The organism is Pseudoalteromonas amylolytica, from assembly GCF_001854605.1.
In the GTDB taxonomy this organism is placed as follows: domain Bacteria; phylum Pseudomonadota; class Gammaproteobacteria; order Enterobacterales; family Alteromonadaceae; genus Pseudoalteromonas; species Pseudoalteromonas amylolytica.
On record NZ_MKJU01000006.1, the window covers coordinates 120,434 to 147,362 of the forward strand.

31 protein-coding genes are annotated in these 26,929 nt (G+C 43.1%); 16 read left to right on the forward strand and 15 right to left on the reverse strand.

Translation table 11 applies throughout. From position 1 onward, the window contains the following. Positions 1 to 23: 23 nt before the first annotated feature. The 6 genes from BET10_RS02045 to BET10_RS02070 form a co-directional block, all read right to left on the reverse strand. Positions 24 to 1,541, reverse strand: a complete 1,518-nt coding sequence (locus BET10_RS02045; RefSeq protein WP_070983161.1) for an RNA polymerase factor sigma-54 — start codon at positions 1,539 to 1,541, stop codon at positions 24 to 26. Between the two features lie 58 nt (positions 1,542 to 1,599). After that, entirely contained in the window at positions 1,600 to 2,325 is a 726-nt protein-coding gene (lptB, locus tag BET10_RS02050) for an LPS export ABC transporter ATP-binding protein (RefSeq protein WP_070983162.1), read from the reverse strand. A gap of 2 nt (positions 2,326 to 2,327) precedes the next feature. Then, the gene (lptA, locus tag BET10_RS02055) at positions 2,328 to 2,855 is read right to left on the reverse strand and encodes a lipopolysaccharide transport periplasmic protein LptA (protein ID WP_070983163.1); all 528 of its coding nucleotides are present in this window, start codon (positions 2,853 to 2,855) and stop codon (positions 2,328 to 2,330) included. Beyond that, complete coding sequence (lptC, locus tag BET10_RS02060) at positions 2,845 to 3,399, reverse strand: LPS export ABC transporter periplasmic protein LptC (protein ID WP_070983164.1); 555 nt, start codon at positions 3,397 to 3,399, stop codon at positions 2,845 to 2,847. Before lptC ends, lptA begins: the two co-directional genes overlap by 11 nt. A gap of 105 nt (positions 3,400 to 3,504) precedes the next feature. Further along, entirely contained in the window at positions 3,505 to 4,476 is a 972-nt protein-coding gene (locus BET10_RS02065; RefSeq protein ID WP_070983165.1) for a KpsF/GutQ family sugar-phosphate isomerase, read from the reverse strand. Positions 4,477 to 4,487: 11 nt separating this feature from the next. Next, positions 4,488 to 5,447: a calcium/sodium antiporter gene (locus BET10_RS02070; RefSeq protein WP_070983166.1), complete on the reverse strand. Its 960-nt coding sequence runs from the start codon at positions 5,445 to 5,447 to the stop codon at positions 4,488 to 4,490. A gap of 181 nt (positions 5,448 to 5,628) precedes the next feature. On the opposite strand from BET10_RS02070, the gene BET10_RS02075 reads away from it, so the two are divergent. From BET10_RS02075 to murA, 7 genes are read left to right on the forward strand one after another with little or no spacing between them, the layout of a single operon-like run. Then, positions 5,629 to 6,471: an ATP-binding cassette domain-containing protein gene (locus BET10_RS02075; RefSeq protein WP_070983420.1), complete on the forward strand. Its 843-nt coding sequence runs from the start codon at positions 5,629 to 5,631 to the stop codon at positions 6,469 to 6,471. After that, entirely contained in the window at positions 6,468 to 7,247 is a 780-nt protein-coding gene (mlaE, locus tag BET10_RS02080) for a lipid asymmetry maintenance ABC transporter permease subunit MlaE (RefSeq protein ID WP_070983167.1), read from the forward strand. Before BET10_RS02075 ends, mlaE begins: the two co-directional genes overlap by 4 nt. Positions 7,248 to 7,263: 16 nt before the next feature. Then, entirely contained in the window at positions 7,264 to 7,809 is a 546-nt protein-coding gene (mlaD, locus tag BET10_RS02085) for an outer membrane lipid asymmetry maintenance protein MlaD (RefSeq protein ID WP_070983168.1), read from the forward strand. Next, a complete protein-coding gene (locus BET10_RS02090; RefSeq protein WP_083330397.1) occupies positions 7,809 to 8,492 on the forward strand; it encodes an MlaC/ttg2D family ABC transporter substrate-binding protein in 684 nt (227 codons plus the stop codon). The genes mlaD and BET10_RS02090 overlap by 1 nt, the downstream gene beginning before the upstream one ends. Then, entirely contained in the window at positions 8,479 to 8,778 is a 300-nt protein-coding gene (locus BET10_RS02095; RefSeq protein WP_070983170.1) for an STAS domain-containing protein, read from the forward strand. Before BET10_RS02090 ends, BET10_RS02095 begins: the two co-directional genes overlap by 14 nt. Before the next feature lie 5 nt (positions 8,779 to 8,783). Next, entirely contained in the window at positions 8,784 to 9,041 is a 258-nt protein-coding gene (ibaG, locus tag BET10_RS02100; RefSeq protein ID WP_070983171.1) for a BolA family iron metabolism protein IbaG, read from the forward strand. A gap of 10 nt (positions 9,042 to 9,051) precedes the next feature. Further along, positions 9,052 to 10,311, forward strand: coding sequence for a UDP-N-acetylglucosamine 1-carboxyvinyltransferase (gene murA / locus BET10_RS02105; protein ID WP_070983172.1), 1,260 nt, complete (start codon positions 9,052 to 9,054; stop codon positions 10,309 to 10,311). Between the two features lie 69 nt (positions 10,312 to 10,380). Here murA and BET10_RS02110 read toward each other — a convergent pair whose 3' ends face one another. From BET10_RS02110 to BET10_RS02120, 3 genes are all read right to left on the reverse strand, one after another. Continuing rightward, complete coding sequence (locus BET10_RS02110; protein ID WP_070983173.1) at positions 10,381 to 11,466, reverse strand: trypsin-like peptidase domain-containing protein; 1,086 nt, start codon at positions 11,464 to 11,466, stop codon at positions 10,381 to 10,383. 89 nt (positions 11,467 to 11,555) lie between these two features. Continuing rightward, positions 11,556 to 12,908: a DegQ family serine endoprotease gene (locus BET10_RS02115; RefSeq protein WP_070983174.1), complete on the reverse strand. Its 1,353-nt coding sequence runs from the start codon at positions 12,906 to 12,908 to the stop codon at positions 11,556 to 11,558. 127 nt (positions 12,909 to 13,035) lie between these two features. After that, the gene (locus BET10_RS02120) at positions 13,036 to 13,494 is read right to left on the reverse strand and encodes a Z-ring associated ZapG family protein (RefSeq protein WP_070983175.1); all 459 of its coding nucleotides are present in this window, start codon (positions 13,492 to 13,494) and stop codon (positions 13,036 to 13,038) included. A 155-nt stretch (positions 13,495 to 13,649) separates the two neighbouring features. Here BET10_RS02120 and zapE point away from each other — a divergent pair, with 155 nt between their 5' ends. From zapE to BET10_RS02160, 8 genes are all read left to right on the forward strand, one after another. After that, entirely contained in the window at positions 13,650 to 14,738 is a 1,089-nt protein-coding gene (zapE, locus tag BET10_RS02125; protein WP_070983176.1) for a cell division protein ZapE, read from the forward strand. A gap of 258 nt (positions 14,739 to 14,996) precedes the next feature. Then, the gene (gene rplM / locus BET10_RS02130; protein WP_070983177.1) at positions 14,997 to 15,425 is read left to right on the forward strand and encodes a 50S ribosomal protein L13; all 429 of its coding nucleotides are present in this window, start codon (positions 14,997 to 14,999) and stop codon (positions 15,423 to 15,425) included. An 11-nt stretch (positions 15,426 to 15,436) separates the two neighbouring features. Continuing rightward, a complete protein-coding gene (gene rpsI, locus BET10_RS02135; protein ID WP_070983178.1) occupies positions 15,437 to 15,826 on the forward strand; it encodes a 30S ribosomal protein S9 in 390 nt (129 codons plus the stop codon). A gap of 538 nt (positions 15,827 to 16,364) precedes the next feature. Further along, positions 16,365 to 16,955, forward strand: coding sequence for a ubiquinol-cytochrome c reductase iron-sulfur subunit (gene petA, locus BET10_RS02140; RefSeq protein WP_070983179.1), 591 nt, complete (start codon positions 16,365 to 16,367; stop codon positions 16,953 to 16,955). Continuing rightward, complete coding sequence (locus BET10_RS02145) at positions 16,955 to 18,220, forward strand: cytochrome b (protein ID WP_070983180.1); 1,266 nt, start codon at positions 16,955 to 16,957, stop codon at positions 18,218 to 18,220. The genes petA and BET10_RS02145 overlap by 1 nt, the downstream gene beginning before the upstream one ends. Further along, complete coding sequence (locus BET10_RS02150) at positions 18,217 to 18,954, forward strand: cytochrome c1 (protein ID WP_070983181.1); 738 nt, start codon at positions 18,217 to 18,219, stop codon at positions 18,952 to 18,954. Before BET10_RS02145 ends, BET10_RS02150 begins: the two co-directional genes overlap by 4 nt. A gap of 97 nt (positions 18,955 to 19,051) precedes the next feature. Beyond that, complete coding sequence (sspA, locus tag BET10_RS02155; RefSeq protein WP_070983182.1) at positions 19,052 to 19,678, forward strand: stringent starvation protein SspA; 627 nt, start codon at positions 19,052 to 19,054, stop codon at positions 19,676 to 19,678. Further along, positions 19,678 to 20,100, forward strand: coding sequence for a ClpXP protease specificity-enhancing factor (locus tag BET10_RS02160; protein WP_070983183.1), 423 nt, complete (start codon positions 19,678 to 19,680; stop codon positions 20,098 to 20,100). The genes sspA and BET10_RS02160 overlap by 1 nt, the downstream gene beginning before the upstream one ends. Positions 20,101 to 20,155: 55 nt before the next feature. Here BET10_RS02160 and BET10_RS02165 read toward each other — a convergent pair whose 3' ends face one another. Genes BET10_RS02165 through BET10_RS02180 form a run of 4 tightly spaced genes read right to left on the reverse strand, consistent with a single transcriptional unit; the run spans position 20,156 to position 23,576 of the window. Next, entirely contained in the window at positions 20,156 to 20,722 is a 567-nt protein-coding gene (locus BET10_RS02165) for a BON domain-containing protein (protein WP_070983184.1), read from the reverse strand. Next, positions 20,722 to 21,309: an SIS domain-containing protein gene (locus BET10_RS02170; protein WP_070983185.1), complete on the reverse strand. Its 588-nt coding sequence runs from the start codon at positions 21,307 to 21,309 to the stop codon at positions 20,722 to 20,724. Before BET10_RS02170 ends, BET10_RS02165 begins: the two co-directional genes overlap by 1 nt. A gap of 1 nt (position 21,310) precedes the next feature. After that, positions 21,311 to 21,676 (reverse strand): YraN family protein, encoded by a 366-nt coding sequence (locus tag BET10_RS02175; protein ID WP_070983186.1) that lies wholly within the window; start codon positions 21,674 to 21,676, stop codon positions 21,311 to 21,313. 13 nt (positions 21,677 to 21,689) lie between these two features. Next, complete coding sequence (locus BET10_RS02180; RefSeq protein WP_070983187.1) at positions 21,690 to 23,576, reverse strand: penicillin-binding protein activator; 1,887 nt, start codon at positions 23,574 to 23,576, stop codon at positions 21,690 to 21,692. Positions 23,577 to 23,638: 62 nt separating this feature from the next. Between BET10_RS02180 and rsmI the strand changes: the two genes are divergently transcribed. Continuing rightward, positions 23,639 to 24,496 (forward strand): 16S rRNA (cytidine(1402)-2'-O)-methyltransferase, encoded by an 858-nt coding sequence (rsmI, locus tag BET10_RS02185; protein WP_070983188.1) that lies wholly within the window; start codon positions 23,639 to 23,641, stop codon positions 24,494 to 24,496. Positions 24,497 to 24,549: 53 nt separating this feature from the next. Here the strand turns inward: rsmI and BET10_RS21375 are convergent, their stop codons facing one another. After that, a complete protein-coding gene (locus BET10_RS21375) occupies positions 24,550 to 24,693 on the reverse strand; it encodes a hypothetical protein (protein WP_170829089.1) in 144 nt (47 codons plus the stop codon). A gap of 38 nt (positions 24,694 to 24,731) precedes the next feature. After that, the gene (locus tag BET10_RS02190) at positions 24,732 to 26,801 is read right to left on the reverse strand and encodes a winged helix-turn-helix domain-containing protein (RefSeq protein WP_083330398.1); all 2,070 of its coding nucleotides are present in this window, start codon (positions 26,799 to 26,801) and stop codon (positions 24,732 to 24,734) included. Positions 26,802 to 26,929: the final 128 nt, after the last annotated feature.

Here is a 26,929-nt window from a genome sequence, read left to right on the forward strand (position 1 = left end):
ATTTTCCTTCTTTGGTATTACGTCTAAATCAAGCTCTTACGCTGATTGGACGGTGGAATGGCTAACGACTCCCGATATTTGGCTATGGTGCGTCGGGCCACCTTTATTCCTTGCTCTGCTAGGATATCTGCTATTTTACTATCGCTTAATGGTTTCGCGGTATTTTCTGCAGCTACTAGCTTTTTGATAAGTGCTCGAATCGCAGTGGACGAACACTCTCCTCCGTTTTCTGTACTCACATGGCTTGAGAAGAAGTATTTCAACTCAAAAATGCCCCTAGGTGTATGCATATACTTTTGAGTCGTAACTCGAGAGATGGTTGACTCGTGCATCTCTACCATTTCAGCTACATCATTTAACACCATAGGCCGCATTGCTTCAGGGCCATGTTCAAAGAATGCCTGTTGTTGTTGCACAATGCAATTAGTAACTTTCATTAAAGTTTCATTTCTGCTTTCTAAGCTTTTAATGAACCATTTAGCTTCTTGAAGATGTGAGCGTATAAACTGACTGTCTGTGCTGGATTTCACTGAGCGTGACATTGCCGCGTAGTGATCATTCACTCTGATTTTTGGCATACAATCGGGATTTAACTCAACAACCCAGCGACCTTTGACTTTTTTAACTGATACATCTGGGATTACATATTCTGACTCTTCCCGAATAATACTCGCTGCGGGTTTTGGATTGAGCGAATGAATCAACGTCATAATTTCTTTGAGCTCAGTTTCCTTGAGCTTGGTCTTTTTCATCAAGGTGCGATAATCTCGGCTCGCTAAAAGATCAATGTGCTCGTTGAGTATCATTTTGGTTTCTTGGAGCCAAGGTGTTGTTTTTGGGTCAAATTGGTTTAACTGAATGCAGAGACACTCTTGCAAACTGCGTGCACCAATACCGACTGGGTCGAACAATTGAATACGCTTTAGTACTGCTTCTACTTCATCAAGTTCAATAAGCTCTTCAGTATTGCCGTCATTAAGGCTCTCTAGAATATCTTCGGTGCTCAGTGTCAGAGTACCGTTATCATCAATTGCCTCTACGATTGCGACAGCGATGCCATGATCCGTTGGACTAAAAGGAGTGAGCTCAAGTTGCCACATTAAGTATTCATGAAGGGTTTCAGTGGTTTCGCCTTGATAAACGGTTTCGTCTTCAGGCATAGGGCCGCTGCTGGCTGCAGGGGCGGCACTCATGTACTCATCCCAAGTAACATCCATGGCCAATTCATCGCTGACGGTATCTTTGCTCAGCGCCGCATCAGAGTCCATTTCATAGTCGCTAACGGCCTCTGCTTCATAGGTCTCCTGATCTTGGCTTACATCGTCCTGGCTATTATCTTTACCATTTTTTTCTTGAGCATCACTATCAAGCTCAGAATCGGAATCAGACTCTTCTATTTCAAGAAGGGGATTGCTATCCAGCGCTTCTTGAATTTCTTGTTGTAGATCCAGCGTACTCAATTGCAGCAAACGAATGGCCTGCTGTAATTGCGGTGTCATGGTAAGTTGCTGCCCCATGCGCAGCTGTAACGATTGCCTCATGTACCTTTAACAATCCTTCTTATTCTCTATTTTATTGTTGTGACCAAGCGTATATTAACTATAGCCTGAATTGTTCACCAAGGTAGACATCTCTTACTGTTTGATCCGCCAAAACATGTTCAGGCGTCCCAGATGCGATCAGTTCACCATGTGATACTATGTAGGCTTTTTCACATACATCAAGGGTTTCTCGAACATTGTGATCGGTAATAAGTACACCGATACCTCTATTTTTTAAATGCTCGATTATTTTCTTTATATCTAACACTGAAATGGGATCAACACCAGCAAAAGGCTCATCTAGGAGGATAAATTTTGGATTTGCGGCTAAAGCGCGAGCAATTTCAACACGACGGCGCTCACCTCCAGATAAAGCCATACCTAAACTGTCACGAATATGCTGGATGTTGAACTCATCCAATAACTCGTTTAAAACCTGCTCTCGGGCTTCTTTGTTTAATGAGTTCCTCGTTTCTAGAATTGCCATCAAGTTTTGGTACACTGTTAGCTTTCTAAAAATAGATGATTCCTGCGGTAAATAACCTATACCAAGGCGGGCTCGGTTATGCATAGGCAATAGCGTAATATCATGATCGTTAATACAAACCGTGCCATGGTCACTTGGAACAAGGCCAACAATCATGTAAAAGCTCGTTGTTTTTCCAGCACCATTTGGACCGAGTAAACCGACTATGCTACCCGCTTCTACGCTTAGGCTAACGTTTTTGACAACTTGTCTGCCCTTGTAGCTCTTTGCCAGAGCCGTTGCGGTCAATACGCTCATAATTACTTACCTTGGTCTGGTTTTTTTGATTTCTTCTCAGGTACAAGAATGGTGTGTACTCGAGCGTTATCCTGTTCACCTCGCTCAGCACTGATCAGTTGTTTGTCCATGTCGTAGGTGATTGACTGAGCTTGAATAATCTGTCCAGACTGGTTGATAGAGGCATTGCCTTTGATGACCAAAGTACGATTAGCAACATCATAACGGATTTCCAGCGCGCTGGCGGTAAGTTCAGTTCCATCTAGCTGCTTTTCAATAAAGCGAGCAGGGTTGCCCGTTGCGACGAGGAGTTGTTTATTATCGCCTAATTCTTCTCGGCGATGAACTTCTAATCTGTCGGCATTGATTTTACGGTTGCCATGAATGATTTCGACATTCTGTTCAAATATGCCAATATTGGTTTTTAGCATGGCTTGTTGCTTACCCGCTTTGATGGAAACCTCACTGGTCGTCTTATTTTGCTGCGCGTTAACGCTGTGGCATAGGAGCAACCCAAGCAAGGTTACAGTAAATAATAATTTATTGGTCATAATAAATAGTTCGAGTATGGTTTATTAATTCAATTATATCGGTGTTTAAATCGGCATAGAGACCTTTGCCTGTAATCTTTAAACTAGGCCCAGTAATTTCAACTGGTCGTTCCGACTGCATTAGTCGCTCATTTATTTCAACGCGTATATTGTCTGCTTTAATCAATGTGATCATCGCACCCGTCGTAAGATTTTGAGCTTCTACATTTCCTTCTAACATCAGCGTATTATTTTCATACAAAGTGGCCTCTTGGGAAGAAATCAGCCAGCTTTGTGAGCCGTTATACAAGTTAAATACCGGCGCAGTAAAGTGGCTAAATCCAAGCTCTTGATATAGCTCCATTTTAACAGCCGTGACCGTGTAAGTTCTGACGCCAGCCTCATTATATGAGGTTTGTTGTAACTCAGTTGCGATATAATCTGGTTTCGCAATAATGTCACTCTGTTTACTCGTTTTTGGGGTTTCCTGTGTTAGATAGGGATACCAAAGCCAAGTCATTGATATGACAAAAATAATAAGCAAAATGGCTCGACTGCTACTCATTACAAGTTTCCAAAACGTGGTCGCAGCGTTACGCTGTACCTCAAACTAAAATGCGTTTGATGAATAAATAATGAATGACACTCTGTTGTCACAGATATCTCCATGTTAAAGCACCCCTGCGCGAAGCAAATCTTGAGTGTTGAGTGCGCCAATAGGGCGGTTATTGTCATCTATGACAACCAAGCCATTGATTCGTTTAGTTTCCATGATATTTAAAGCCTCGGCGGCTAGCATATCAGCTTTTGCTGTTGTGCAGTTCACCGTCATTGCTTTGTGAATCGGTGTGTGGTGTAAATCAACCCGTTGCTCGATAATACGTCGCAAATCTCCATCAGTGAAAATACCAATTAGTTCATTGTGCTCATTTACAACGGTGGTCATACCGAGCCCTTTTGCTGACATTTCAAAAAGCGCATCTTTAATCGTACTTGTATATGAAACAATCGGGACTTGTTCATCTTTGTGCATGATTTCATTTAACGTCAGCAATAAACGTTTGCCCAAAGAGCCACCTGGATGTGACAGTGCAAAATCATCGGCGGTAAAGCCCTTGGCTTCGAGTAACGCAACGGCCAGTGCATCACCCATAACAAGCGTTGCAGTGGTGCTGGCTGTTGGTGCTAGACCAAGTGGGCAAGCTTCTTTTGAAATGGCAATATTGAGGTGAATGTCAGATAGTTTTGCCATTGAAGAAAGAGGGTTGCCCGTCATCGTAATTATTTTTGCACCAATACGTTTTATCACGGGAATAATATTCAAAACTTCACTTGTTTCACCTGAGTTTGAGATCAACAATACAACATCCTGTTTGGTGATCATACCCAAGTCGCCATGGCTTGCTTCTCCTGGGTGAACAAAAAATGCCGGCGTGCCTGTACTTGCAAATGTTGCAGCGATTTTGTTACCAATGTGTCCCGACTTTCCCATACCGATAACAATAGTGCGGCCCTGACAATCAAAAATTGCCTGACAGGCGCTTGCAAAGTGCGTGTCAATATACTGGCCAATTTCGGTGATGGCTTGCTGTTCTATCTCAATAACTCGCTGAGCGGTATCAATAAACTGCTTCGATAACATGAAAGTGGATCCTAGGTAATTATGTAGAACATATAGCCAATAAACGCTGCGAGTAAAAAGCCACCTTCAAAGCGGTTAATGCGACGCGTTCCAGTAAAACTCAGACTCATGAAAACCAATGCTAAAGTTGCACCTAACATGATGTAAATATCGCGGTTGGCGATATTGCTATCAATGTTCGCGGGATTAATAATGCCAGCAATAGACAGCACGGCCAATATATTGAATATATTAGAGCCAATAATATTACCAAGTGCAAGGTCGTCTTCTTGCTTTAAAACCCCAGCTACGCAGGCTGCGAGCTCAGGTAAACTTGTGCCTATGGCGATAATTGTGAGACCGATCAGTAGGTCACTCATGCCAAAATATTTTGCAATATCAACCGCAGCATCAACTAAATATCCAGAGCTGACAGGGAGCAATACCATGCCGACGATTAGCCATAGTAAGGCTTTGCTTGTCGGTACGTCATTAGGCACCTCTTCACAGGCTTCATTGATCAGTGGGTCATTACTGTTGCCACTTTTTTTTGTGATAATGATCAAGGCGAGTAGAAATACGATAAATCCTACTAATAATGCGGCGCCTTCAAAAAAGCTAAAGTGATCATCGCTAACAATAAACCATGCTGCCAGCGATACTAAAACCAACAAAGGCATTTCTCGTTTCAATATTCCGGAGCTGACCGATAAGGGACGAAGTAATGCGGTGATACCCAGTACTAATAAAATATTCGCGATATTTGACCCGACCGCGTTACCAACGGCTGTATCGGTTTTATCAGCAAATGCTGCCTGAGCTGCAACCATCATCTCAGGGGCCGATGAACCCATCGCTACGATGGTGAGACCAACAATCAGTGTAGGAACACCGAAATTACGCGCAAGCGCCGCAGCACCGAAAACGAAGCGATCGGCGCTCCATACTAATGCGACAAACCCGAGAATCAGAATACCAAATGATAAAACCATAAAAAGTGAAGCCGATTGATTAAGTTACAATGGCGCAAATAGTAACAAATGCCCTCGCAAAAGTATAAGTAAAAGAGGCGATTTGATTGCCTGTTTGCTGCGTATTCAGGTTCAGGTCAGACATTTTATATTACAAAAAATTACGAAAACTTTTTTCCTTCACAGAGCAAAAAATCGTATTATGGCACCATTAGCAAAAGTAGATGTGGAGAGCGGCTTGTCGCAAGCAATTGTAGAAATCAAGGATGTGACTTTCACACGGGGTGATAGGATCATCTATAAAAACATGAGTTTCTCCGTACCAAAAGGAAAAATAACCGCGATTATGGGCCCAAGTGGGATCGGGAAAACAACTATGTTACGCCTGATTGGTGGTCAACTAAAGCCAGATAACGGAGATATTTTATTCGAAGGACACAGCATTCCTAGCATGTCGCGTAAAGCTTTGTACGATACTCGAACGAAAATGAGTATGTTGTTTCAAAGCGGTGCACTGTTTACGGACATGTCGGTGTTCGATAATGTTGCTTTTCCGCTGCGCGAGCATACGCAGTTGAGTGAAGACCTTATTAGGCTAGTCGTACTAATGAAGCTACAGGCGGTTGGCTTACGAGGAGCAAAAGACTTAATGCCATCAGAATTATCAGGCGGCATGGCAAGGCGCGCTGCTTTGGCTCGCGCAATCGCACTTGACCCTGAGCTTATCATGTATGATGAACCTTTTGCTGGCCAAGATCCAATCTCTATGGGTGTATTAGTCAAACTAATCAAATCACTCAATGAAGTATTGGGACTGTCTTCATTGATTGTGACACATGATGTCAATGAAGTATTGAGCATTGCTGATCATGTGGTGATTATCGCAGAGCAAGGTGTAATTGGCAGTGGTACGCCTGCACAAATGCAAGAGCATGAATCCCCGCTGGTACAGCAGTTTTTACAAGGTCTTTCAGATGGCCCAGTACCATTTCATTACAAGGCACAACGCTATGAAGAAGAGCTTCTAACTGGGGGTCTGCAGTGATCGATTTGTTTCAAGCAATTGGACATAAGACATTAAGTCGATTTGCTTCGCTGGGCCGGGCAACACAAATGTTATTCGGCGCTTTGCTCAGATTGCCTAATTTTCGTAAAGGGCCTGCATTGTTGGTGCGCCAACTGTATATGGTAGGTCATCAATCGCTTTTGATTATCATGGTTTCCGGGCTATTTATTGGCATGGTATTAGCGCTGCAAGGATATACCGTATTGGTCGGTTATGGCGCGGAAGATAGTTTAGGGCCTCTTGTGGCGTTAAGCTTATTACGTGAACTAGGTCCCGTAGTAACGGCGCTATTATTTGCAGGGCGGGCTGGAAGTGCGCTCACGGCCGAAATCGGTCTTATGAAAGCGACAGAGCAACTCTCCAGTTTAGAAATGATGGCTATCGATCCGCTGCGTCGTGTGATCTCACCGCGATTTTGGGCTGGTTTCATAAGTATGCCGATACTTGCATTGATTTTTTCTGCAGTGGCAATTCTCGGTGCGCATTTAGTGGGCGTTGATTGGTTGGGTGTTGATGCAGGCAGTTTTTGGTCAATTATGCAATCTCAAGTCTCGTTCGAAAAAGACATATTAAATGGCATGATCAAAAGCTTTGTATTTGCACTGATCGTGACTTGGATAGCGCTGTATAAAGGTTACGATTGTATCCCGACGTCGGAAGGGATCAGTAAGGCAACGACTGAAACGGTAGTCCATTCTTCATTGGCAGTATTAGGGTTTGATTTCTTACTGACTGCTGTGATGTTTTCAGGTTAAAAGGTTTTAAAAACAAATGAATACACGGAATATAGAAATATTGGTTGGCTTGTTTGTCGCATTGGGTGTTGCAGCATTTGCAGTACTGGCACTAAAAGTTGCAAACACAGGTATTAGTGGTAATGGTGAAACTTACACATTGAACGCTAAGTTTGAAAATATAGGGTCATTAAAAACTCGAGCGCCAATCAAAGTAGGTGGGGTCGTGATTGGCCGCGTGGAAGGGATAAGTATTCACCCACAAGAGTTTGTTCCAGTGGTATCTATGAGTATCGATGCAAGTTATGAGTGTCAGTTCTCTGATACAACTTCAGTATCTATCCTTACTTCAGGAATATTGGGTGAGCAGTATCTTGGCATTTCTCCTGTTATTGCTTCAGACTCTGCAAAGCAAACCTGCTTAGGTAATGAAGTGACAGGAGACAGTGATACGGAACTTGAAGCGCTTTTTGGTGTTGAGAGTAAGGCACTTAAAAATGGTGATTTGATCACTGACACTAAATCAGCACTAGTATTAGAAGAGTTGATTGGACAGTTTTTATTTAATCAAGGTAGCGAATAATGCGTGCGATAGTAGGATTTCTTTTCGTTGCTGCACTATTGATTTGCAGCAGCACGACATACGCAAATGATACGGTGAATATGCAGGACCCGTATAAAATGGTTCAGCAAGTGGCTGACAATACATTCAAGCGTATTACAAAGGACCAAGCGATTATACAGCAGAACAAAGAACATCTTCGCATCATCGTCGAAGAAGAGCTATTGCCATATATCGATTATAAATATGCCTCCTACAGAGTATTGGGTAGCTATATCCAAAAGGTCAGAAATATCACTGATAAGGAAGAAAAAGCTCAGGCCGTTGAACATGTTAAGCAATTTATTGAAGTCTTTAAGAACTATTTGGTAGCCACTTACGCAGGTGTATTCACTCAGTACACCAATCAAAATGTTGAGTTTGGCGCCGCGAAAGAGTTTACAGACGACCAGGTTGCTATCGTGAAGACCACAATCGTTGAGGAAGGTAAACCTGATATTAAAATCGACTTTAAAGTGCGTAGAGACTCAAATAATGAATGGCGTGCGTATGATATGATGGCAGAAGGTATTAGTTTATTGGATGCCAAACAAACAGAACTACATGGTATTTTACGCCAACAAGGCATTGCACATGTAATTGACCTACTCGATAAGAAAAGCCGTTTACCTGTCCAGTTTAGGGGGGATGATGGCAACAAATAAAGTAGAGTTTGTGAAGCTTGACGACGAACTTGTCCGTATTTGTGGTGAATTAACTAGGAACAGCTTAGTGAATGAACGCCTTCTTAACCAGCAGATAGAAAACGTTCAGTCGGTACGTTATTTTGACCTTTCTGAGGTCTCTAGGGTTGACACGGCGGGCTTAGCTTGGTTAATTCACTCCCTAGGTAAATTACAGAGCCAAGGCAAACGCCTTGAGCTTAAAAATGTGCCTGAGCAACTCCATAATTTAATGGCGTTGGGTCAGGTATCGAACTTATTTGAGTGAGTCTAATGGAAACAAACCAAGTCGAAACTTTATTAAGAGACGCATTGTCACTGCAAGAAGTGATCGTTAAAGCCAATGGTAATCACTATGAGGTGATAGCAGTTGGAGAGTGTTTTGACGGGTTAAGCCGCGTTAAAAAGCAACAGCTAGTATATGGTCCGTTGATGGGAACAATCTCTGACGGCACCATTCATGCGCTAAGCATCAAAGCATTTACGCCAACGGAGTGGCAAAGAGAACGCAAATTTATTCTACCGCAATAACGGAGTCACGATGGATCAGTTTGTTATCCAAGGGGGCACCACTTTAGCGGGTGAGGTCACTATATCTGGCGCCAAAAATGCGGCGCTTCCCATTCTATTTGCTGCACTACTTGCAGACGGTGAAAGCCGCTTTTCCAATGTTCCACAACTGAGGGATATAGGTACAACAGAAGCATTATTAAAAACACTTGGTGCGGGGGTTAAGTGGCAAGGCGATATCCTGTTTGTTGATGGTCGTTCCGTTGACAAAGTGCTCGCGCCATATGAATTAGTAAAGCAAATGCGTGCTTCGGTATTGGCCCTTGGACCTTTGCTTGCGCGTTTTGGCGAAGCGCAAGTTTCATTGCCTGGGGGCTGTGCAATCGGCGCGCGTCCTGTTGATATTCATATCAGCGGTTTGGAGCGCATGGGGGCAAAAATTAGTGTCGACAATGGCTACATCAATGCAAAAGTGGATGGGCGTTTGAAGGGCGCTGAGATTTATATGGAAACGGTCAGCGTGGGGGCAACAGAAAACCTATTGATGGCTGCAACGTTGGCTGATGGAACGACCATACTGGAAAACGCAGCACGCGAGCCAGAGATAACGAACTTAGCTGACTGCTTGAGAGCGATGGGCGCTAAGATAACAGGTGCAGGCACCAGTCGTATCGAAATACAAGGCGTCGATAAGCTCGCTGGAGGCGAGCATAAAATTCTACCAGATAGAATTGAAACAGGTACTTTCCTAGTCGCCGCTGCGATGGCTCAAGGCGAGGTCTTGTGCACCAACACCGATCACACTAGCTTGGAGCCGGTACTAGACAAGCTGCGGGCAGCCAATGCGCTTGTTGAAGTGACAGATAATAGCATCTATCTGGATATGAGAGGGCGCACACTCAAAGCGGTCAATATCAAGACGATGCCACATCCTGGTTTTCCTACAGATATGCAAGCACAGTTTACTGCATTGAATGTGGTTGCTGAAGGTAGCGCAACGATCACCGAAACCATCTTCGAAAATCGCTTTATGCACGTGCCTGAATTACAGCGTATGGGGGCAAACATCCGCCTTGAAGGCAATACAGCGATATGTGCAGAGACTGACAAATTAAGTGGTGCTCAGGTAATGGCAACGGACTTAAGAGCGTCTGCAAGCTTGATTTTAACGGGGGTTGTTGCCAGTGGTGAAACCGTTGTGGATCGCATCTATCATGTTGATAGAGGTTATCAACGTATTGAAAATAAGCTAAGCAAATTAGGGGCTAAGATTAAACGTAGACACAATTAGTTGTTTACAAAGCCCGAGCAACAAAAAAGCGAGTGATTATACTCGCTTTTTTGTTATCTAATTTAGGGTTTAGTTTGCACGAGTTTCAAGTTCCGCTACAACTAGGGTGAAGGTACGTAATTCATCACCGCGATACACTTGAAATTCAAGGCGCGTTCCGGGGCGAGTATTACCTATAAATTTAAGTGTTTTTTGCGGGTTAGTAACGGGTTCTCCTGCCACTTTAACAATAATATCATTCTCTTGCATACCCGCTTGCCACGCCGGGCCGAGAGGATCTAAATCACTCACTCTGAGACCTACAATTCGCGTATAGAGGTCAGTTACCTCTTTGCCAGTGCTATCCACTGCAGCGCCCCTAAAACCTAAGTACCCTCTGACTACGCGGCCATCCTGAATCAGCTTTTGCATCACTTCTTTAGCAAGTTTATAAGGAACAGCGAACGAGATCCCCTGAATGTCGATATTATAGCGGGTACGAAACTGCGCTGAGGTAATACCAACCAGTACACCGTTAGAGTTAACCAGCGCGCCACCAGAGTTACCTACGTTCACTGCCGCATCCATTTGCAATAAATTATTATAGGGGCTATCGGTGAGCGTCTGCTTACCAGTAGCGCTTATAACACCTTGCGTGATGGTTTGCCCTAGGTTGAGCGGGTTACCAATTGCTAGCACCACATCGCCTACACGGGGGCTAAAATTATCATTAATGGGGATAACCGGCAGATGTTGCGCATCTATTTTCAATAAGGCTAAGTCAGTGATGGTATCAAAGCCTATTACCTGTACATCATCGAAACGGCGACCATCTGTTAGGATCACCATGATTTGATCTGCATCGTTCACGACGTGATAGTTAGTCAATATGTAGCCGTCGTGAGACATGAGTACACCAGAACCTAGCTCTTGAGTTGTGTTAGCTCGCATGTAGCGCGGTACTGAGGAGATGCTCTCTGAGAATATGGTAACTACAGCAGGAGAGGCTTTTTCGACAGCATCAGCAAAGCTCATATGGCTGCTAGAATAGTGACCGGAAACGTCCAGTTTGGGAAGGAGCGCATTTTTTAAATTAGGAGAGAACCAAATAATAACAAATGCGATACAAAGCCCTGCCAGCATCGGAGGCAGAATAAAGCGAATAAATTTTAACATGCGCAGTCTTTATGATTTTTAATCGTTTTATGATGCACAAAGAAAAACACAGCGGCAAGTGTCGCTGTGTTTTTCCTACTAATTTATTGTTACTGGATAAGTAAGAACACTGAATCTCTACCGCGTTTTATGCCTAGTACGATGTTACCCTGAATATCTTCGATAAGGTTACTCATATCGCGGATACTATCGACTCGCTTGCGGTTCACTTGCATTATCACGTCACCTTCTTCTAGACCAACTCTAGCAGCTGGTGAGCGAGGCTCAACGGATGTTACAACAACCCCCTTATTGCCATTTCGCTCGCCACTTTCTAAGACCGCACCTCGCAGCATTGGGTGAATTCTATCCGCTGGAGCTTGTGCTTCCCCTTGGCCTTTTAAGGTCACTTCTATGGTGCGTCTTTTACCATCACGGTAGACACCTAACTCGACCGTTCGGCCCTCACCTATAGTTGCAATTTTACTGGCTAACTCTGCAAAGCTTTGGATGTTGCCACCATTTACGCTAATGATAACATCGTTTGCGAGTATGCCAGCTTCGGCAGCGGCTGAATCTTTAATAACGCGGGCAACATATGCGCCTTGTTTCACATCAAAGCCTTGTGCTTTAGCGATACCTGCATCTAAGGTTCGGCCTTCAATACCAAGCGAACCGCGACGAACCTGACCAAATTCAACGATCTGGTCAACGAGGTTCTTCATCATGTTTGAAGGAATAGCAAACCCGATCCCCACATTACCGCCAGATGCACCTAATATTGCGGTGTTGATACCGATCAGTTCACCGCGTAGGTTCACGAGGGCCCCGCCCGAGTTTCCTTGGTTGATAGCCGCGTCTGTTTGAATGAAATCTTCGTAACCTTCGATATTTAAACCACTACGTCCTAGCGCACTGATAATACCTGATGTCACTGTGTGACTAAGACCAAAAGGGTTTCCGATGGCCACTGAGAAATCGCCAACACGCAGTTTGTCAGAATCAGCGAGTTTAATCTCGGTGAGGTTTTCGCCATCGATTTCTAACAAAGCGATGTCAGACTCTTTATCGGTGCCAACCAGTTTGGCTTCAAACTCGCGGCCATCTTCAAGTGTCACAATGATCTTTTCTGCATCGGCAATTACATGGTTATTTGTCACGACATAGCCTTCATCAGCATTGATAATGACGCCTGAACCTAGGCCACTGAATGGGCGCTTTTGACTGCGTGGTTGTGGGTTACCGAAAAAGTAATCAAATGGGTCAACACGCCGACGTACCTCCTTTGCACCAGTCACCTGAATGCTGACTACGCCTGGAGTGACGCGCTCTAACATAGGTGCAAGTGTTGGCATGGTTTGTCCATCAACTGCCATAGGTAATTTGGCTAAGGCAGCGTTTGGACTAAGAAGTAGTGACGTTGATAAAATAGCTGCTGTTAATAACGAGTGTTTCAATTTCATAGTCAGTAAATACTCCGCAAAAAGCGTTAATGCATTGAAAAGGCTTGTGCTTTGAACAAAGCACCAGTTGCCATTTCGCTATTGTAAAAAACTATATTTACTGACTATGGGGTCAAAAAAAAGTTCATCAAGAGACTTTTGACTGCTTACTTTCTGAACGCTCCCCCGAGAATAGTCCGCTCTCTCCGTCAACATAGTCAGTCGGTTGGGCTGCACCTTCATTGGTTTTGTCGTTACGGCGACGCTCGGGGCGGCTTTTCAGTGAAGCATGTAATTGTTCGGTGGTTTCTTTTGAGAAAAACGGCTCACTGGGATGTGTTGGTTTTTCGGTCAATAACACCTGATTGGTTTCTTCAACATGATTGAGAAGTTGGCTATAACTGTCTTGCATCTTAGTCATCAGTTTTTTGGTGCTTGCTAAGTGGTCGGCAACTTCCTGACGGTATTGCTCTAGCTCATGTTTGGCTTGCTGAGCTTGTTGCTCAAGTTCACCATGTTTAAATTGCTTTTTAGTCCACACAGAACCAATAAAAAAGGCGGCGATGGCAACGACTACGATAAGTCCCATCCAAGCAAATGAGGTCATACATCTCTCCTAATAAATCGCGGGGCGCATACGCTGTGAATAGCAGGGCGAGTTTGCGACTAATGATAAAATCTAATGATAAGCTAAATATACGCTTAGAATCGATGCGTGTTAATATAATACGCAAATAAAAACGCAGAACTATGTAAACAACTATGACACCTTGGGAAAAATATCAGCAAGATTTAAAGCGCGAAGACTTTCAATATGATAGCGCACAAGAAAATGCGGTTAAGCATTTACAACGTTTGTATGATGACCTCACAGCTGTGCCACCAAAGCCAAAGGGCCTTTTTTCTAAGCTGTTTGCTAAACCAAAGCAACAGAGCATAACTGGGTTATATTTTTGGGGCGGTGTTGGGCGCGGTAAAACGTATTTGGTTGATACGTTCTACGAAGCCTTGCCTACGCAGCGAAAGATGCGTGTACACTTTCACCGTTTTATGCACCGTGTACACGATGAGTTAAAGTTGCTCAAAGACGTGAAAAACCCGTTAGAGACTGTCGCTGATAAGTTCAAACAAGAGACTGATATCATTTGTTTTGATGAATTCTTCGTGCAAGACATTACTGATGCGATGCTACTTGGTGGTTTAATGCAAGCATTATTTGCCAGAGATATTGTGCTGGTTGCAACGTCTAATATCGTACCGGACGAGCTATATCGTAATGGCTTACAGCGCGCACGTTTTATCCCAGCGATTGAGTTGGTGAAAGCCAATACCGAAGTGGTCAATGTAGACTCTGGTATTGACTACCGCTTAAGAACGCTTGAGCAGGCGGAGATTTATCATAGCCCGCTGGATGAACAAGCAGATAAAAATCTGTTTGAATATTTCGATAAGTTGTCACCTGAGCCTGGCAAGTTGAATGAAAAGATTGAGATAGAAGGGCGTCTGATAGCGACGCGAAAAGTATCCGATTGTATCGTGATGTTTGACTTTAGTCAGCTATGTGAAACAGCGCGATCGCAAGTGGATTATATGGAGATCAGTCGTTTATACAACACAGTGATCTTGTCGAATGTTAAACAGTTAGGGCAACACAACGATGATGCAGCCAGACGCTTTATTGCCTTGGTGGATGAGTTTTATGAGCGTAATGTAACGCTGATCATTTCGGCTCAAGCGCCTATCACTGAGCTTTATACCCAAGGCACATTAAATTTTGAGTTTAAGCGATGTATTAGCCGCTTGCAGGAAATGCAATCACTAGAATACCTCGCTCGAGAACATTTAGCCTAAAGGGGTTATTGAGCTTTTGACGCGTAAATTTAGGTGAGAAAGTTTTTTGTAGAAAAAACAATCTCACGCTAGTCAAGCCTTGATAGAGTTGCTATAATCCGCGGCCTGCCACGTTGCGTTCTATTGCCCTCGTCGGCTTAGCCACCGACTTGAGCGGCAAAAAAGTCTTAAACTCGAAGGGGTTAAAGCACTCATATAGTAAGCGGTAATCAACTTTGATTACCTGTGGTTTTAAATAGAAAAACATTGGATTTTTAAATGAAAACGTTTGTTGCTAAACCAGAAACTGTAAAACGTGACTGGTACGTAGTTGACGCTGAAGGTAAAACTTTAGGTCGCATCGCTACTGAAATCGCTCGTCGCCTTCGCGGTAAGCATAAAGCTGAGTACACTCCTCATGTTGATACAGGTGATTACATCATCGTTATCAACGCTGAAAAAGTTACTGTAACTGGTAACAAAACTCAGGACAAAATGTACTACGCTCACACTGGCTTCCCGGGCGGTCTTAAGTCTGTGAACTTCGAGAAACTTCAAGCTAAAAAGCCTGAAATGATCATCGAAAAAGCGGTTAAAGGCATGTTACCTCGTGGCCCTCTAGGTCGTGAAATGTACCGTAAACTTAAAGTTTACGCTGGTAGCGAGCACAACCACGCGGCACAACAGCCGCAGGTTCTAGACATTTAAGGAGCACACTCATGGCAAATCAATACTACGGTACAGGTCGTCGTAAAAGTTCAAGTGCTCGCGTATTCTTACGCCCAGGCACTGGCAGCATCGTAATTAATCAGCGTTCTATCGAAGAATACTTCGGTCGTGAAACTTCTCGCATGGTTGTTCGTCAGCCTCTAGAGCTAGTTGAAATGACAGAGAAGTTTGACCTTTACATCACTGTTGAAGGTGGTGGTATGACTGGTCAAGCTGGCGCAATCCGCCACGGTATCACGCGTGCACTAATGGAATTCGACGAATCACTTCGTCCTACTCTACGTAAAGCTGGCTTTGTTACTCGTGACGCTCGTAAAGTTGAGCGTAAGAAAGTTGGTCTTAAGAAAGCACGTAAGAAGACACAGTTCTCAAAGCGTTAATTTTTTACGTTTCAAGAATTCAAAAACCCAGCGTTATGCTGGGTTTTTTGTTTTTACAAATTCAACATTCAATCCTAGTGTCTCCTTATTCGTATCACGGCTTCACATCATCAAAATTATTTTGCTTAATAAATCACCTTTTTTGCTAGCTTACGGTTTTAAAAATAAAAAAACTGCAATATTTAGAAGATTTAATAGTAAATCGTCGATAACTCAGCGTATTTTTTTGCTACAATTGCTGTGCAAGTAAAGTGAGCGAGTTTCAACCCCACATAACGTGGTTCTCAAGCCTCCAATGAGGTTGATCTTGGTCAGTATATTGTTTTTAGATTAGCGTTATCATATGCCATCGGCCTCATGCTCGAAGTAACCTTGCTAACATTTGTTCAGGTTTATTGGGGCATGGGACTGTAATAACCTTGTTTTAATCAAGGGATTTATTTATGATCGCTTCTATTTTGTAGTTTCTTAAAATTAACCTGCTGTAACTGATGTTCTCAATATAGCAAGTGTTGAGAATCATAGTGGAGATAAGTGGATGAGCAATGCGCCTGTAGACAATGGCCGACGTCGCTTTTTAACCATAGCTACCTCTGTTGTTGGTGGTGTTGGTGCGGCTGGGGCTGCTGTTCCTTTTATTGCGTCTTGGAATCCAAGTGAGCGAGCTAAATCTGCGGGTGCGCCTGTAGAAGTAGATATCAGCAAGCTTGAGCCGGGACAATTAATTCGTGTTGAGTGGCGAGGCAAACCTGTTTGGGTTATTTCTCGTACACCAAAGATGCTAGAGCAAATGAAAGCTCATGAAGATATGCTTCGTGATCCTGCATCTGATGAGCCTCAACAGCTGGATTCAGCGAAAAACCCATATCGTTCTAAGCGTCCAGAAATATTCGTGGCGGTTGGTATCTGTACTCACCTTGGTTGTTCACCTAGTTTCTTGCAAGGTGGATTTGGTGAAAAGGTTGAAGGCACAGAAGATGGCTTCTTCTGTCCATGTCATGGTTCTAAATTTGATATGGCTGGCCGTGTATTTCAATCGGTTCCTGCACCATTAAACCTTGAAATTCCACCGTATACCTTTATTGATGACACCACTATTTTAGTTGGTGAAGAAGAAGGGGTTGCGTAATGTTTGGTAATCTTATCAACTGGATCGATGAACGTATTCCAATGACTCGTGTTTGGAATATGCACATTGCTCAATATCCTGCGCCAAAGAACTTTAACTTTTGGTATCTATTCGGCTCACTCGCCATTTTGGTTTTAGTAAACCAAATACTAACGGGTATTTGGCTGACCATGAACTTTGTACCTTCGGCTGAAGGTGCTTTTGCCTCAGTAGAATACATCATGCGTGATGTTGAGTATGGTTGGCTGCTTCGCTATCTGCACTCCACTGGTGCTTCAGCGTTCTTTATCGTTGTGTATCTACACATGTTCCGCGGTATGATCTATGGTTCTTACCAAAAGCCACGTGAGTTACTGTGGTTGTTTGGTATGTTCATTTTCTTAGCGCTGATGGCTGAAGCCTTTATGGGATACTTACTTCCTTGGGGCCAAATGTCATTCTGGGGTGCTCAGGTAATTATTTCACTATTTGGTGCGATTCCAGTAATTGGTGATGACCTAACACTTTGGATCCGTGGTGACTACGTAATTTCAGGTGCAACGCTTAACCGCTTCTTTGCATTACACGTAATCGCATTACCGCTTGTTCTTGTTATTCTAGTGTTCCTTCACATCGTAGCACTTCACGAAGTGGGTTCAAACAACCCTGATGGTGTTGAGATTAAGCGTAAGAAAGGCACTGTAGCAGAAGAAGATAAGCCTAAATTCAAGTTCCACGAATATTACACAAGTAAAAAAGATATTGTGGACGCAATTCCATTCCACCCTTATTACACAGTAAAAGATATTTTAGGTGTGGCTGGTTTCTTGATTTTATTCTGTTGGGTTGTATTTTTTGCACCAGAAATGGGTGGTTTTTTCTTAGAAGCGCCTAACTTTGAAGCGGCAAACCCACTGAAGACACCTGAACATATTTTCCCTGTTTGGTATTTCACGCCTTTCTATGCAATCTTGCGTGCGATTCCTAACAAGCTATTAGGTGTTGTTGCAATGGGGGCATCAATTGTTGTACTTGCACTACTGCCTTGGATTGACCGTGGTAAAGTGAAGTCGATTCGCTACCGTTGTGGCCTACACAAGCTAAACATTGCTCAGTTCGTGGTTACTTTCATCATCCTTGGTTGGATTGGTGCGACACCTCAGACAGACTTTAAAACGTTACTATCGCAAATTACGACTGTGACTTACTTCATGTTCTTCGTGTTACTATTTGTATACTCAAAGAATGAAAAGACTAAACCATTGCCAACGAGGTTGACGAAATGATGAAGAAGCTAGTTATCGGTTTATTCGCATTACTGCCAACTTTTACAATGGCAGCGGGGCCATCAGTACCAACACTTGACGCGAACATTGATTTAACAGATAAAGCGTCATTACAACGTGGTGCAAAGTTGTTCATGAACTACTGTCTTGGTTGTCACCAAATGCAGTATCAGCGTTATGAGCGTACTTTTAGAGACATCGGCATTCCAACGGAAATCGGCGAAGAGCAACTGATTTTTGATGGTTCAAAAGTGGGTAGCCACATTTTGAATGCTATCGAACAAGATGATGCTGCCAAATGGTTTGGTGCTGCGCCACCTGATCTAACTTTAGTTGCTCGTGTACGCGGTGCTGATTGGATCTATACGTACTTGAAGTCTTTCTATAAAGATGAATCTCGTCCGTTTGGTGTAAACAACATCATTTTCCCATCGGTTGGTATGCCTCACGTACTGCAAGAGTTACAAGGTTTGCCTACGCCTATCACTGAAGAAGTGGAAGAGCATGGTCAGACTGTAACAAAAGTGGTAGGTGTTGAAACGGATGGCTCTGGTGAGCTAAGTACCGATGAGTATGATCAGGCAGCACGTGATTTGACAAATTTCTTGGCGTATGTGGGTGAACCTTCACGTCTTGAGTCAGAATCACTTGGTATTAAGGTGCTAGGATTTTTAGTAATTCTATTTATTCTTGCATTCTTCCTGAAGAAAGAATACTGGAGAGATGTTCACTAAGTCGAACAAATCTAAGGTAATTTTGTGATAGGGGCTTTAGCCCCTATTGCTGTTTAAAGTGACTTATTACTTTTTGTAATTATTAATGGAGGTAGGCATGGCCGTTGCTGCCAATAAGCGCCCTGTAATGACTCTTTTCTCTGGTGCAAATTGCATGTATAGCCATCAGGTACGTATTGTACTGGCTGAGAAAGGGGTAAGTGTTGATATTCACCTAGCAGAAAAGGATAACCTGCCAGAGGCTCTTCATGAGATTAACCCCTATGGTACGGTACCAACTTTAATTGACCGTGAATTAGGTTTGTACCAAGCGGATATCATCATGGAGTATCTTGATGAGCGTTTTCCACATCCACCTTTAATGCCTGTCTACCCAGTTATGCGTGGTCGTAGCCGACTTATGATGCATCGCATTGATACTGATTGGTATAGCCTTGCTGCTAAAATCATGGCCGGTGGTGCTGATGAAGCACAAGCACGTAAAGAACTAACCGAAGCATTACTAGCGGTAGCGCCTATTTTCAATGAAGCGCCGTATTTCATGAGTGAAGAATTCAGCTTAGTAGACTGCTACTTAGCGCCATTACTGTGGCGTTTGCCTCAGTTAGGTATCGAGTTATCTGGTGCTGGTGCAAAAGAGTTGAAAGACTATATGTTACGTTTATTTGAGCGTGATTCATTCCAAGCTTCATTAACTGAAGCAGAGCGTGAGATACGAGCATAATGACACCAAATCGCCCATATTTACTGAGAGCCTTTTTTGATTGGATCGTTGATAACGAATGTACACCTCATTTGGTTGTCAATGCTGAGTATCCAGCTGTTCAAGTGCCTACACAGTTTGTACAAGATGGGCAGATTGTCTTAAACATCAGCCCAACTGCAGTAACGCAGTTTGCTATGGATAACCACCAATTGAGCTTTAATGCCCGATTTGGCGGCCAACCTATGCAGGTCTATGTGCCAATTGCTGCAGTATTAGCGATTTATGCTCGTGAGAATGGTGAAGGTACCGTATTTACTCAGGAAGAGTTTCCTGCAGAAGATGAAGTACTGACCCCCGAGCCGGTTGAAAGCGAGACCGAGAGTGCTAAAAAAGGTGATACTTCTAAAAAGAAAGGATCACATCTAAGAGTTATTAAGTAACTTTAACAACAGTCATAAAAAACCTGCGCTTGCGCAGGTTTTTTATACTTACTCACTATAAATATTCAAATGCTTTTACAACGCGCGTAACACCATTGATATTTCGAGCGATTTCAACAGCGCGATCGGCTTCTTCTCTCTTTACTAAGCCCATAAGAAACACCTCGCTATTCTCAGTAACAACTTTGATATTGTTGCCACTGACATCTTCGGCAGCCAGTAGCCTTGTTTTAACTTTGGAAGTTAACCAAACATCATGTGTTTGGGTCGTAACCCCAATATTGCTGCTAATACGTAGCTGATTGTGTACCTGACGTATTGCTGGAATGTCTTTAAGTGCACTCTGTGCTTGCTGCTTCATTTCCGTATTGGCCACTTGGCCAACCATAAGGACGATACCATTGACGCTTATCAAGCTAATGTTTGCGTGCTCCTTCAAGCGCTCAATATTACGAATGGCCAGCATACCTTTGATTTCAATATTATTGTCATCAATCTGCGAACCTATTGTTCGTCTGTCATTCGCTGCTGAGATTGCACCTGCGGTCCCAGCCACAACGGCGGCCGCACAACCTTGTAGCAATGAAATGACTAACAGAATAGCGATGGGCTTAAGCTGCATTATTGCTCTCCTTGAGGAAATAAGGTGTTATCAATTAATTGACTCAGACAGTGAGTAATAAATAGGTGAGACTCAACGATGCGACTTGGACGCTTGCTTGGCACGCGGATCTCTACATCACTAGGCCCTAGTAAGCCCGTTAACTCACCGCCATCATCACCAACCAAGGCGATGACTTTCATATCTTTTGTGAGGGCCGCTTCAGTCGCACAAACAACGTCTTTTTCGTTACCGTTAACGGCAATGACGAGCAATAAATCCCCTTGTTGTGCAAATGCTCGTACCTGACGAGCAAAACGATCGCTGTCATCAGAGCTTGCCTGTACACCCAGTTGCACGCTGGACTGCGTTAGAGCAACGGCGGGTAAACAGGGACGTTCAGTTTCGTAAAAGTTAACTAGTAAGCCTGCCATATGCTCCGCCAGCATATGACAACTATCAACGCCACAGCACAGCAGTTTATTACCGTTGATTAAGCCTTGTACTATGGTCAGAGCAGCCGACTCCAATGCATCAGGTAATACTTCACCTGCTGCAATTTGCGCTTGAATACTTTCTGTAAAAATACTCTTGATAGATTCTTGCATATTAAAAAACGCTCTTAATCCATTGTATATTAGGAGGATCTTTGCCCTCAATTGCGATAAAGTCTACGCGTAATGGTACATTATGCAACTTTTGTTCAGCTAAGTAGTGATAAATGCTACGCTTTAACCGTTTTTGCTTGGTTGTGCTCAAAGCGGATAATACCCCTCCGAACTGCTTTGATTGACGATATTTAACTTCGATAAATACCCAACAATCTGCGTCTTTCATCACTAAATCTATTTCACCAAATGGACAATAATAATTGCACTCAACATAACAAAGCCCTTGTTTTTTCAGGAAGCTTTTTGCTAAATGCTCGTAGTGATTGCCCTTGTCTCGCGTATTTTTGAATAGTCCTTTAAACATCTGGCCTCCTGCCTTAGTTTAGAACCTGCTCCCTTGTGGAAGATGTTTGTTTCATAAACAAAGGAGTGGGTGGTGTTTCATTTAAATTTACCACTTGGATCTGGCTTCTTTTATACTGTGCCCAGCGCAATTTTCTGTGTAACGTATTATCGCGTTTAATGCTAAGTTGGCCTGTTAGGCCTCGAAATTCTTTACCCGGAATACGCGCCAGTTGTTTGATCTCAGGGATAAGTCTCAGCGCATCATAGGCCATTGCAAAAAGGCGTTGCTCAATGTCTGCTTGTTCAGGCCACATTTCTACATACTGATCTCGTAAATTCTTCGGCTGTACGACCTCTGGTAGCATCCAAGGCTGTTCAGTAAAGTAGAGCCCCTCTAAGTCACCCTTATCTGTACTGTCGATACGGCGGCTATAACTGCGAGAAGTCGCGTATAGTGGAATACGCTCAGCGAAGGTACTGACATTGACGTCTAAATACGGTTTTAACAAGCGTGTTTCAATTGCATCACCAAGAATATAAACCACATCAATATCGCCACGAGATCGCGTTTCACTCTCTACATCCTGTCTGAATAGGGATTTAATGGTTTTTATTCTTTGTTTTGATTTATCAACTTCGAGTAAATCAGCTACCACAGTCGCCATATTTTTACTGTCGGTGTAAAAACCAACTTCTGGTTGGGCTTCACTATATTTTTGCCACTGTTGTTCAAAGTGGCTTATCAATCGGTGTCCCGAGTTATTATCTGGGGCCAATAGCATCGGCTTTTGGTACTCTTTAGCTAGAAAGTGTACTAAGGCTTGCTCCACTTCATGCTCTGGATTCAACGCAAAAAAGTAGTGCTCTGGATTCATATTTTCTTGGCTAGGCGTATTGAGAAAAATAGTCGGAAGACTGGCCAATACCTGAGAACTTGCGAGCCTATCAATATTATTTTTCAGCAATGGGCCAATTACAAAATCTGCCTGATTAAGCATCAACTTCTGTTCAATCTCTTCATTACTTAGCATTTCATCAATGAAAAATACTTCTTTTACATCGAAATCATCTAGCGCGGCTAAAAAGCCGTTTTTCAATGCGCTACCAAAACGTTCACTGCTGCCAGATTGCGGTAGTAATATCGCCAGTTTTTGCGCTTGATAGGGCACTAAACTGACTGAGTTAGCCACTTCTTCAGGTAACAGGAAACTTGCAGGGTGATTTGCAAATCTGCGCTGCCAGTTGTTGAGAGCTTGGTGCAATTGTACACCTGAGCCAAGATATATCTGTTGGTATTTTGCGAGCTTGACCCAACCTTGTTGTAAAGAAGTGCCTGTATCAATGCGATCCAACGCGTAAGATGACAATTGTTGTAACGCCTGCCAGATAGCGTTATTTAAGTTCGCTACGTTTAAATCATGTTGCGCGGCAATATCTGCGGCGCTAAAGAAGTAGGTGAGAGCTTGACTCGGTAATCCTTCGCCTGCGTAGATATCCCCTTTTAAATACTGATGCCACGCTTGATGTTCGGGTAAACTAAGCTGCTCTTCCAGTGTATTTAAGATTGCTAATGCAGCACTGGATAAGCCACGCTCCTTACGAGCAAATGCGATATATAGCTTGTTTTGTACGTGATCAACACTGGCTTTACTTTCCAGCGCAAAGCAAATCTCTTCTAAGACTTGCCAGCTTTTGTTTTCAATCGCAAGATCACGTGCTAAGTAGAGCAATTGAATTCTGTCTGCGCCCTGTTTGCTCATGGCTTTTTGGTACAGAATCTGTGCATCGGATGTATCGACAACAACCTCTGTTCGCTGACTTTTTGGCTTTGCGTCTGCTTTCGGTATTTTTTCGGTTGTACTACAGGCGGATAACCCCGACAATATAGCGATTACAAGACTAATTATTTTCAGTCGCACAACAACGCCCTAATTGATTTATTCTCTGATGGCTATCTTACTGACTGAACCTGGAGAGCTCAATGATTAAAGCAACGAACTCAGATAAAATAGGCACCCTTTATGTAGTGGCGACGCCAATAGGCAACCTTGCTGATATTAGCGAGCGCGCGATCACCACTTTATCTAGCGTGGACTTAATCGCGGCTGAAGATACAAGGCACACCGCAAAGCTACTGAGTCATTTTAATATCAAGGCAAAAACGTTTGCATTGCATGACCATAACGAAAAACAAAAAGCTCAACAGGTAGTTGATTGGCTCAATGAAGGGCTAGATATTGCGCTGGTGTCTGACGCGGGTACTCCTTTGATAAGTGATCCTGGTTATGCGGTAGTTAACCTGTGCCGTGAACAAGGTGCGCATGTAACGCCCGTTCCGGGAGCGTGTGCTGCCATCACGGCATTAAGCTGCTCTGGTTTGCCTACCGATCGCTTTCAATTTGTTGGTTTTACCCCAGCAAAAAGTCAGGCGCGTCAGCAGTTTTTTCTAGACGCCTATGAAAGTGGTATCACCAGTATTATGTATGAAAGCACTCACCGCATTATGGCCAGTCTTGATGATTTACAAACGGCTCTAGGGGCTCAGCAGCGTGTAGTATTTGCAAAAGAGTTGACCAAAACATACGAGACTTTCTTCAGTGGCAGCGTTGCTGAGCTTATCGCGTTTTTAACTGAGGAGAGCGAAAAGCAGCGTGGAGAGCTAGTGCTTATGCTACCAGGTAAGCCAAAGCAACAAGAAGAAATTCCTGCGGATGCCAAGCGCATGCTGACATTGTTAGAGCCAGAAATGCCGCTAAAGAAGGCATGTGGTGTGGTAGCCGATTACTTTGGGTTGAAAAAGAATGCCCTATATAAGGACTGGATCCAGCAATCAAGTTAGATGACTTTTCAATGTATTGGCCGGTGAGTCTACGGCCAATACATCAGTGGTGGTTACTCTTTATCACACATATGAGGGCTGACTAAGCACCAGCCGTAGGTATTATTGTCTTGCGCGTACAGTGGTAGAGACGTTGTGGTTGCAAGCACTAAAGTGGCCTGAGCAAATATACTGAACAGAATCGTTTTGATAGTCATGATAATATCCTTTTTGAACATTGTTTCACTATCAATACTTAAAGAAGTGCCTCAACAACATAACTCAACACAAATTTTTTCGTAATTTTTATCTGACTTTGCCATTCTTCATGCTGTATTGCACTACCACCTTTCACTATTAACTTATTGTTTTCATTGTTTATATAAAACTTGGTCGCGTACTTATCGTATGGAATTGAAAGTGACCTATGAAAGGTATCATTGTTTAAATCAAGTTGATGAAAGGTGACTGATGCTAAGTCATGCTCTGTCCATATCACCATATTGTCTACAAATGTTATTTGCGAGTTGGCTTCTAATTGTGCTTGTTTATTTAATGTTCGTAGCGCGCCTGTTGCCGATCGTAAATATAGTGAGCCATCGTCAGCGACAAGCAGTAACTGACCTTTTGATTCGAAAACATATCGGAATCCTTCAAGTTGGTGTTGTACTTTGACACCGTCCCAATAGTAAACATGCCAAGCGGAGTTAGAGCGAGCGGTAAAGTAGATAGACTCCCCGTCTGCGAGTAACGAGATACTTTGTGGCTGCACATTGCCAAGCGGTACAGAAAAAACATGCAAAGAAGCGTAGTTCACTATTTTCACTTTACCTTGTTCGATGAATGCTAGCGCTTGTGCATCAGCAGCATGGCTAATGTGTGTAATAGGTTGAACTGTTTTATAAATGGAATTTGTGTTGTTGGGGCGAGCATTGTTAAACGAGACGATTTCAGAACTGTCATCATGTCTGGCTAAGCCAATATATTTGTTATCGTCAATTTCGCTGACGAGTAAATTAATATCTTCTGAAAAGTGATAGTAGCTCTTGGTATTTTTACTATTTAAAGGCAACGGAATTTGGTAAAAAAATGATGTTTTTTGCGCGGTGTTGGAGGTGTGGATACGCTGATTGCGTTTATCAACACTGAGCATGTGAACAACCTGCGGAGCTATTATTGAGCGTGAGTCACCCTGGATAGAAAGGTTCTGTATTCCTTTATCGCTGGCGAGAATCACCTGCTCATTATCCAGCCAGTCTAGATCGAATACGGTGCTTTCGATGAGTGTGTGTGAAACTTTACTAAACTCCTTAGTGCTATAGATTTCAAGGGCGGTGGTATTTTGTAAAGTATTGTAGCTAAGTAGTGCTATGTGTTGATTATCTGGAGCTATGGCACCTGCAAAGAAGTGAATAAAAGTCTCTGGATTTTTTATCACACTGCGATGTTGAGCTGTGCTCACATTATATTGATACAAGTTAAATGAATGCGCTTCGTCATCACTGGCGACAAAGTAGAGTAGGCTATCATCTTCAGGTAAAAAGATATCTGCGATGAAGGTAAATTTATCAACTATGGTGGTTGTTTCGCCTGTTTGGATGTTTATGGAGACTATCCCTGAATTGCCTTTTTTTACATCGGAAACATAGAGGGTGCTTCCCGAGCCAGAAAACCCCATAGCGTCTGGCCAGGTTACTCCCTTCAATACCGCCTCATCAGTGCCTCGATGTTGATCTCGTAACATGATTGAAAATGTCGGTTCTCCAGATAGTTTTGTTGCGTAAGCGTATTGATTGTCTAAGGCGTAGGCAAAAGCTATGTGCGCTGTGCCAATTCTACTGGTGTTTTGTTGTGGCTCAAAGAGAGTTAGCTGGTTGCTAATTGGTATAAAAGCGATGAATATCATAACCAATGTAAATACGGTACAAACCTGAATAAGCTTATGCCAGTTTCGACTTTTTTTTGGTTCGCTCCAGTAATGACATTCAGTAGGGAGCTGCTCTTTGGTTGGACATTTTTTCGCGGTACAAAAATGTACATCGCAAATCAGTTTATAGCCCCTTTTTGAGATGAGCTGAATATATTTAGGTTGCTTGGGGTCATCATCGAATGCACTACGAAGTTTACTGATACAGCGCCTGACTGCTGCATCGCTGACCATGACTCCGTCCCAAACCTGATCGTGTAGCTCATTAATGCTCACGAACCTGTCTTTATTCACATATAGATACTCAAGTACTGCAAACACCTTGGGCTCAATATCAATGAATCGTCCATCAATACATATTTTATGTTCTTCCCTTAAAACAATTATTTTTTTCATCATTGTTATTCTAGTAAGTGTTTGGAAAATAAAATCCTTTAAATCAATAAGGTACGCTTTTGTTTGAGAAAAATTTGGAAATATTCATTCAGCTTTTGATTCTAAGGGATTTAGATTTCAAAGAGCAACAT

Excerpts from the sequence above, each read along its gene's own strand:
- lptB (WP_070983162.1), bottom strand. The coding sequence starts at position 2,325 with ATGAGCGTATTGACCGCAACGGCTCTGGCAAAGAGCTACAAGGGCAGA.
- BET10_RS02045 (WP_070983161.1), bottom strand. The coding sequence starts at position 1,541 with ATGAGGCAATCGTTACAGCTGCGCATGGGGCAGCAACTTACCATGACA.
- zapE (WP_070983176.1), top strand. The coding sequence starts at position 13,650 with ATGACACCTTGGGAAAAATATCAGCAAGATTTAAAGCGCGAAGACTTT.
- sspA (WP_070983182.1), top strand. The coding sequence starts at position 19,052 with ATGGCCGTTGCTGCCAATAAGCGCCCTGTAATGACTCTTTTCTCTGGT.
- lptC (WP_070983164.1), bottom strand. The coding sequence starts at position 3,399 with ATGAGTAGCAGTCGAGCCATTTTGCTTATTATTTTTGTCATATCAATG.
- BET10_RS21375 (WP_170829089.1), bottom strand. The coding sequence starts at position 24,693 with ATGACTATCAAAACGATTCTGTTCAGTATATTTGCTCAGGCCACTTTA.
- rsmI (WP_070983188.1), top strand. The coding sequence starts at position 23,639 with ATGATTAAAGCAACGAACTCAGATAAAATAGGCACCCTTTATGTAGTG.
- mlaD (WP_070983168.1), top strand. The coding sequence starts at position 7,264 with ATGAATACACGGAATATAGAAATATTGGTTGGCTTGTTTGTCGCATTG.
- BET10_RS02150 (WP_070983181.1), top strand. The coding sequence starts at position 18,217 with ATGATGAAGAAGCTAGTTATCGGTTTATTCGCATTACTGCCAACTTTT.
- BET10_RS02175 (WP_070983186.1), bottom strand. The coding sequence starts at position 21,676 with ATGTTTAAAGGACTATTCAAAAATACGCGAGACAAGGGCAATCACTAC.
- rplM (WP_070983177.1), top strand. The coding sequence starts at position 14,997 with ATGAAAACGTTTGTTGCTAAACCAGAAACTGTAAAACGTGACTGGTAC.
- BET10_RS02065 (WP_070983165.1), bottom strand. The coding sequence starts at position 4,476 with ATGTTATCGAAGCAGTTTATTGATACCGCTCAGCGAGTTATTGAGATA.
- BET10_RS02170 (WP_070983185.1), bottom strand. The coding sequence starts at position 21,309 with ATGCAAGAATCTATCAAGAGTATTTTTACAGAAAGTATTCAAGCGCAA.
- murA (WP_070983172.1), top strand. The coding sequence starts at position 9,052 with ATGGATCAGTTTGTTATCCAAGGGGGCACCACTTTAGCGGGTGAGGTC.
- rpsI (WP_070983178.1), top strand. The coding sequence starts at position 15,437 with ATGGCAAATCAATACTACGGTACAGGTCGTCGTAAAAGTTCAAGTGCT.
- petA (WP_070983179.1), top strand. The coding sequence starts at position 16,365 with ATGAGCAATGCGCCTGTAGACAATGGCCGACGTCGCTTTTTAACCATA.
- lptA (WP_070983163.1), bottom strand. The coding sequence starts at position 2,855 with ATGACCAATAAATTATTATTTACTGTAACCTTGCTTGGGTTGCTCCTA.
- BET10_RS02110 (WP_070983173.1), bottom strand. The coding sequence starts at position 11,466 with ATGTTAAAATTTATTCGCTTTATTCTGCCTCCGATGCTGGCAGGGCTT.
- BET10_RS02160 (WP_070983183.1), top strand. The coding sequence starts at position 19,678 with ATGACACCAAATCGCCCATATTTACTGAGAGCCTTTTTTGATTGGATC.
- BET10_RS02090 (WP_083330397.1), top strand. The coding sequence starts at position 7,809 with ATGCGTGCGATAGTAGGATTTCTTTTCGTTGCTGCACTATTGATTTGC.
- BET10_RS02095 (WP_070983170.1), top strand. The coding sequence starts at position 8,479 with ATGGCAACAAATAAAGTAGAGTTTGTGAAGCTTGACGACGAACTTGTC.
- BET10_RS02145 (WP_070983180.1), top strand. The coding sequence starts at position 16,955 with ATGTTTGGTAATCTTATCAACTGGATCGATGAACGTATTCCAATGACT.
- BET10_RS02190 (WP_083330398.1), bottom strand. The coding sequence starts at position 26,801 with ATGATGAAAAAAATAATTGTTTTAAGGGAAGAACATAAAATATGTATT.
- ibaG (WP_070983171.1), top strand. The coding sequence starts at position 8,784 with ATGGAAACAAACCAAGTCGAAACTTTATTAAGAGACGCATTGTCACTG.
- BET10_RS02115 (WP_070983174.1), bottom strand. The coding sequence starts at position 12,908 with ATGAAATTGAAACACTCGTTATTAACAGCAGCTATTTTATCAACGTCA.
- BET10_RS02165 (WP_070983184.1), bottom strand. The coding sequence starts at position 20,722 with ATGCAGCTTAAGCCCATCGCTATTCTGTTAGTCATTTCATTGCTACAA.
- BET10_RS02070 (WP_070983166.1), bottom strand. The coding sequence starts at position 5,447 with ATGGTTTTATCATTTGGTATTCTGATTCTCGGGTTTGTCGCATTAGTA.
- BET10_RS02120 (WP_070983175.1), bottom strand. The coding sequence starts at position 13,494 with ATGACCTCATTTGCTTGGATGGGACTTATCGTAGTCGTTGCCATCGCC.
- BET10_RS02075 (WP_070983420.1), top strand. The coding sequence starts at position 5,629 with ATGGCACCATTAGCAAAAGTAGATGTGGAGAGCGGCTTGTCGCAAGCA.